General features: G+C 43.0%; 4 protein-coding genes. All 4 read right to left on the minus strand.

Translation table 11 applies throughout. The annotated features are described in order from the left end of the window. Positions 1 to 429: RNA polymerase sigma factor (locus C7J97_RS14590; protein WP_147232803.1), on the minus strand; the 429-nt coding region annotated here is incomplete at its 3' end. Between the two features lie 120 nt (positions 430 to 549). Beyond that, positions 550 to 1,137: a DUF2812 domain-containing protein gene (locus C7J97_RS14600; RefSeq protein WP_113993399.1), complete on the minus strand. Its 588-nt coding sequence runs from the start codon at positions 1,135 to 1,137 to the stop codon at positions 550 to 552. Then, positions 1,134 to 1,457, minus strand: coding sequence for a PadR family transcriptional regulator (locus tag C7J97_RS14605; RefSeq protein ID WP_005927798.1), 324 nt, complete (start codon positions 1,455 to 1,457; stop codon positions 1,134 to 1,136). The genes C7J97_RS14600 and C7J97_RS14605 overlap by 4 nt, the downstream gene beginning before the upstream one ends. Before the next feature lie 179 nt (positions 1,458 to 1,636). Beyond that, the coding region (locus C7J97_RS14610) for a Maff2 family mobile element protein (protein WP_242983543.1) at positions 1,637 to 1,729 on the minus strand (93 nt) is incomplete at its 5' end.

Raw genomic sequence — 1,729 nt, forward strand, 5'->3', positions numbered from 1 at the left:
ACGCCGCCCGGTTGTGTTGCCAGCCCGTCCATATCTCCGTCCAATCTCCCTATGCGTCAATCGTTGGAAGTAGTACAGGAAAATGATTTCCTGTTCCATCTGTGATAGTGCGGACAGCGCTGCGGCAAGCTCTGGACTTTCCAAAAGCACCATCTGACCACAGACGAAAAGCGGATAGCTGTTCATGGCAGCTTGCTCCGCAAAGTATTTATCTATGGTGCTGAATGGATAGTGTTTTTCTTCTATCAGATATTCAAGCGAGATTTCCCGCTTGCGGCGGCTGCGTATGCTCCGGGCTGCGTCTATGGCAGCGTGGCGAATAACGGTCTTGCAAAAGGCATCGTGTGTATGCCGGATATGTTCTTGATACTTTTCGTGTTCGGTCATGGAAAATCCCCCTTTTTGAATAATGGCAGAGGGCGGCAGCATTTTATGCTGTCGCCCTCTTGATTACCGAACAGCAAAGACGGGCGGGGCTGTCAACGGCGGCACATTTGCGCCGTTCATCTTGACCGTTGACTGGCTCGGCTGGATTTGCTATTTATTTCCTCACCATTCCTGTGTCTTAGCTTCCTTCCGGATTTTCATTATCTGTATTTGATATATACTGCCAGGAATTACAGAAACCAACGCAAAAATACCAAAGATTATAGATTGCTTTGTAACTGCGAATAGTGCAAACATGAGCAGTAGAAATAGCCACGGATTGCGTAAGTTGCGATAATATTTTTCTTTATCGTCATAAGATGTATGGAGTTCAAAAGGCTTTCCATCATTTACTTTTTCCACAATCAAGATTTCTCGATTAAAAGTTGTTGTGTTTGTCGCAATACGACCACCCCTTTCTGCCCATGGGCGCCAACGAACTTTTCCAACAGAATAGTTTAGATTGATATTTTTAAAAAACACCTTATATCCCATATCCTCCAAAAAATTAGCATAATCTATTGAACTCTCTTTTGATTTTTCTCCGATAAACTCTACACAATAGGTCACTTCATCGGGCTTGCATTTTTCAAATTCGTATAACAGTTTTCCTGTCCGAACAAGTCGATAACCCTTTTCAGACATTTTGTTTAGCCATTTTTCCTGCGTATTTAGCAATCCGCCAAAAAAGCGATAACATTTTTTACTCATACTGCACCTCCAATAATTTCACTTGCAATGCTTACAAGTTCATTTAGTCTTGCAAGCTCTTTTTCTGCAATTTCTTTTCCCTGTGCTGTAATGTGGTATTCTTTTTTTCTTCCCTCACTATCTCCATAAGGTTCAATCCACTTCTTGTCCTGCAAAGAGTTTAATGCTCCATATAAAGTGCCTGCGCCTAACGAAAGCCGCCCGCCCGTTTTTTCTTCAACAAACTGCATAACGGCGTATCCGTGTTTTGGTGTATAAAGAGAGAGTAAAATATAAAAGGTCACTTCTGTAAGTGCACCACTTTTTGCATTGTCTCTCATAGTCCAGCCTCCTTATTACGGTTACTGTAATAAATATATCACTAACCGTAATATAAGTCAAGCAGATTCAAGGAAATTATTTAAGGGGCATGAAAATGGAGCAGCAACATTTTCGTGTTACTGCTCCACTTGATACAGAATAGTAGGGTACGCTGTTCTCAATTTGTGTTGTTGCTTCTTTACCGTATATGAGCATTGGCCGAGGGGTTATCACCGCCGTAGCCCTCCATGAGGTTCACGGCACCCCACACGCCCAGACCGGCACCCAGTGC

Source organism: Faecalibacterium prausnitzii, from assembly GCF_003324185.1.
In the GTDB taxonomy this organism is placed as follows: Bacteria; Bacillota; Clostridia; order Oscillospirales; family Ruminococcaceae; genus Faecalibacterium; species Faecalibacterium prausnitzii.

What these genes read in the sequence shown, in the direction of transcription:
- C7J97_RS14600 (WP_113993399.1), bottom strand. Translation starts at nt 1,137, where the DNA reads ATGAGTAAAAAATGTTATCGCTTTTTTGGCGGATTGCTAAATACGCAG.
- C7J97_RS14605 (WP_005927798.1), bottom strand. Translation starts at nt 1,457, where the DNA reads ATGAGAGACAATGCAAAAAGTGGTGCACTTACAGAAGTGACCTTTTAT.